Source organism: Psychrobacter sp., from assembly GCF_036731945.1.
GTDB lineage: Bacteria > Pseudomonadota > Gammaproteobacteria > Pseudomonadales > Moraxellaceae > Psychrobacter.
In genome coordinates, this window is record NZ_DAINDI010000047.1 from 4,726 (window position 1) to 8,762 (window position 4,037).

Sequence of the window (4,037 nt, forward strand, 5' to 3'; positions counted from 1 at the left end):
GACTGACTGCGATAAAACACCGTATTTGGCTCAATCGTTAGCTGATACCAAGAAATATGTGTAGCACCTGCCTCATGCGCCATTTGAATATCGTTCAGGGCTTCACTCATCGTTTGCTGCGGTAGCCCATGCATCAAATCGACGTTGACACGTTCAAATCCAGCGTGACGAGCGGCTTTAATTGCTAATAACGCTTGGGCTGGATTATGAATACGCCCCAGCGTGGTGAGCTGGCCGGCAGCAAAGCTTTGTACGCCAATCGACAAACGATTGATGCCTACGTCTAAATACTGTGCAAATGGTGCATGCTCAAGGGTGCCTGGATTGGCCTCCATCGTCACTTCAATGTCACCTGCAAACTGAAAAATCTCACGCAAACCATCAAATAAACGCTGATACTGGGCAATGGGCAGTAGCGACGGTGTACCGCCACCGATGAATATTGAGCTGATTTCTCGCCCTTGTGTTAACGCTTGCTGTGATGCTGCATCAAGTAATAGCGTATCGACGTATTCATCATACATAGACAGCTGACTGTCAATCGGCAGCTCATGCGAATTAAAATCACAATAAGGGCACTTTTTCACACACCAAGGAATATGGATATAAAGTGCTAACGGAATATCTTTCACTATAAGCGCACTTGTTTCGTTACGACTATTAGCATCAAGATTATTCGAAAAATGAGAGGATTTGATATTTGACATAATCGGACTTATCTATAAAGGAGTAGCTGCTATCATCAGCAGAAAGTAGCGCTAGGATAACGGCTGGGCGCGCTAAAGAAAAGCCTAATCAGCACAAATTGGCCATAAAAGTATTGGGAACAATTGGCGTTTATAGCAATGGCCGATAGTGGTAATGCTAGATAAGCTAGATGACTACAGAGAAGGAAAATAAATATGGAATAAAAATAGATGATGAGCAGCTTTTAATGCCATCACTATTAAATAGTTATGATTACATTAATAATTTTACAAGGATAAAAACCATGGCATATTGGCTTATCAAATCTAATCCCCGCTGTTTTAATATAGAAGACTTACAACGTGCAGGCACGGAGATGTGGGATGGGGTACGTAATTATCGCGCCCGCAACTTTATGCGTGACGATATGAAGGTCGGCGATACAGCACTTTTTTACCATTCAAGCGCCAAGCCTTCTGGCGTCGCTGGTATCGTGACTATCAGCAGAGCTGGCTACCCTGACCCAACCCAGTTTCATCCCGAACATCGCCATTATGATCCTAAAGCAACTGAAGATGAGCCGCGCTGGTACATGGTAGATGTGACTTTTGAGCAGGCTTTTACGGATATATTGCCATTAGCCCAGCTTAAATTTTTGCCAGCGCTTGAGGATTCTTTATTGCTAAGAAAAGGCTGTGAGCAGCTGACCATTTTGCCGCTTGAACCCAAGCATTGGAGCACGATTATGGATATGGCAGAAGAGCTGAATCTGTTACCAGAGAATGATAGGATTTAACGGTAACGATGGCGTAAGAATTTTATGGTATGAGTGCACATTTATCCACGCACATACCTGATAGATTTTGCTATATTTATGCACAGAAATTATTTTTTATTTACGCTTCTCTCTTATTGTTATAGCAATCAACCATCAGGACTCATTTATGAGCGCACCCAAGCTACTATTATCTGTGTTAACCGCCAGTACCCTTAGTCTAACTCTCAGCGCCTGCGGCAGTGATGGCGATAAAGTTAAGAAAGAATATGATCGCGTAGAAGATCAGGTAAAAGACGAATACGATCGCGTGGAAGATAAAGTCAAAGAGAGATATAAAGAGGTCGAAGACAAGTTAAGCGATGATGAAAAATCCATGGCTGAGATTTTGGAGTCGGTCTTTTTACCAGAAGAATCGCTTGATAAGTTCTTGGATAAACTAACGCCAGAAGGCGGTCGCGGCGGTCTTTATGTCGGTCACTTTGTCGAGATTGATGATGGTGACGACAGCGATATCGATATCGGTGCGGTATACTTTGATATCAGTAAAGATGGCGCTGGTAGTGTTGATGGTAGTTTTAGTTATCAGCAGCAAGCTTGCCAAGAAAACAATGTGTTAGGTATCAATTCAGCAATTAAAGTCGACAACTATATCGCGGGTAAAGTAACGGGTAGCCTTGATACATTAAAATTTTTAGACATTAAGTATGTCAGCGATTTAGGGATAGAGACACCAAACCTATTAACGACTTTTGCTGGTAACTTTGCAAAAAATGAAGCAGGTGCGCCTTGGAAAGGTAGTTTTGAGTACCAAGACGGTCTGGGCGGCAAGAAATTATCAAGCGGTCAAGATAATTGTAATGTCAGCTATACCATCAGCGACCGCTCTAACTTTAAGACTTACCCACTTGATTATCAACTTGGCGAGCTAAACCTAGATATTACCGGTAATGGTAGTCAAAAAACGGTTACTTGGCAAAACCCTAGCAATACTAAGCACGTCCTAGTAAGTCAAATTGATGTTAATAAAGCAGAATCGGGCGTTAACGGTTATGTTCAGAATCTGCTATTGAGCAATCTTGAAACTCAGTTTGCGCCTGTTATTCCCGAGCGCTCAACCAATTATGCGATTGTCGTACAAGCATTCGATGCAAATAACAGCTTGATTGGCTATCAAGCTCTGGTACAAGACTTACCTGAATCGTTATAATAGTTGCTTTTATCTGTACTGCTATCCTAGCTAAAGAAGAGACAAGTATGAACAAACACTGCTAAACCACTGATCCCATGCTTTAGCTTATTTGCTATCTTTCTGATGATGACCTGTCAATTCTACTTACGGATTGTCGGGTCATTTTTCATTTTGGTCTTAACTGTTTAATTTTTTACTCTGTCGGCATGTTGTTATTAATAATCATTAAAAATGGACTTGCTCATATTATTTATCGGAGTATTATCGTCGCACCAATCCTATTTCACTGTTTCGCTATTAACTTGTTGATGGCAGCATTTGCTCATCCACAATAATTACTGCAAAGAATAAAAAGTTGCTCATTATGGTTTTCCCATTATCCTTTAGAGATTTTAAAAGTTACAGCTTACGCTTAGGCGTACTCGCCCTCCCCATCTTAATTACCCAGTTTTGCCAAGCTGCGCTCGGTGTCGTCGATGCCATTATGGCAGGCAGGGTTTCCGCCCTTGATTTGGCGGCCGTGGCTGTTGGCTCCGGTATTTGGCTGCCATTGTTTTTATTGGCGACCGGTATTTTGATTGCCACCACGCCGCTTATCGGTGAAGCCATCGGCCAAAACAATCATAGCCAAGTGCCACATATTACCCAGCAATCGTTATGGACAGCCGGCGTCATTGGTATTCTCGGCTTTATCATTGTCAATCTAGCGCCCAATATACTTGGGGTAATGGGTGTGCCTGACACTATTCAACCCATCGCTGCGCAATATTTACATGGGGTATCGTTCGGTTTTCCGGCAATCGCGGTCTATGCCGTGCTGCGCAGTTATTGTGAGGCGCTTGGCCGACCTGAGCCGGTGACGGTTATTAGTATCATCGGACTGCTTGCCGATATTCCGCTTAACTATATTTTTATCCACGGTTTATTTGGTATGCCCGAGATGGGCGGCGCTGGTTGCGGAGTAGCAACGGCCATCGTACTTTGGATTAATGTCTTACTATTAGCGACATATACCAGCTTTACCAAGCGTCAGCAGTTTGCCAGTACGCGCTTTTTTTATGCTTTTGCCAGCCCTAACCGCACGCAAATTAAAAAACTATTAAAACTTGGTATTCCGATTGGTATTTCTATCTTTTTTGAAGCCAGTTTATTTAGTTTAGGGGCACTAGTTATCAGTCCGCTCGGTGAGATTGCAACCGCTTCGCATCAAGTAGCATTGTCCGTGACCTCGCAGCTGTTTATGATTCCCATCTCGGTGGCGATGGCGCTGACGATTATGATATCCAACCGCTTTGGTGAAAAAAACCTGATGGCACTGCGTCAAGTGTTAACTACAGGGCTCATATGGACGGTTATCATCGCGCTGGTTTCTATGCTTGGTGT

General features: G+C 43.1%; 3 protein-coding genes and 1 pseudogene. 3 read left to right on the top strand and 1 reads right to left on the bottom strand.

Translation table 11 applies throughout. From position 1 onward, the window contains the following. A partial coding sequence (gene hemW / locus V7D75_RS10205) for a radical SAM family heme chaperone HemW (protein WP_333614474.1) occupies positions 1–707 on the bottom strand: 707 nt, incomplete at its 3' end. A 284-nt stretch (positions 708–991) separates the two neighbouring features. On the opposite strand from hemW, the gene V7D75_RS10210 reads away from it, so the two are divergent. The 3 genes and pseudogenes from V7D75_RS10210 to V7D75_RS10220 form a co-directional block, all read left to right on the top strand. Then, a complete protein-coding gene (locus V7D75_RS10210; RefSeq protein ID WP_333614475.1) occupies positions 992–1,483 on the top strand; it encodes an EVE domain-containing protein in 492 nt (163 codons plus the stop codon). Positions 1,484–1,631: 148 nt separating this feature from the next. Next, the gene (locus tag V7D75_RS10215; RefSeq protein ID WP_333614476.1) at positions 1,632–2,672 is read left to right on the top strand and encodes a hypothetical protein; all 1,041 of its coding nucleotides are present in this window, start codon (positions 1,632–1,634) and stop codon (positions 2,670–2,672) included. 346 nt (positions 2,673–3,018) lie between these two features. Next, positions 3,019–4,037: pseudogene (locus V7D75_RS10220) on the top strand (MATE family efflux transporter); the annotation flags it as partial.

Excerpts from the sequence above, each read along its gene's own strand:
- V7D75_RS10210 (WP_333614475.1), top strand. The coding sequence starts at position 992 with ATGGCATATTGGCTTATCAAATCTAATCCCCGCTGTTTTAATATAGAA.
- V7D75_RS10215 (WP_333614476.1), top strand. The coding sequence starts at position 1,632 with ATGAGCGCACCCAAGCTACTATTATCTGTGTTAACCGCCAGTACCCTT.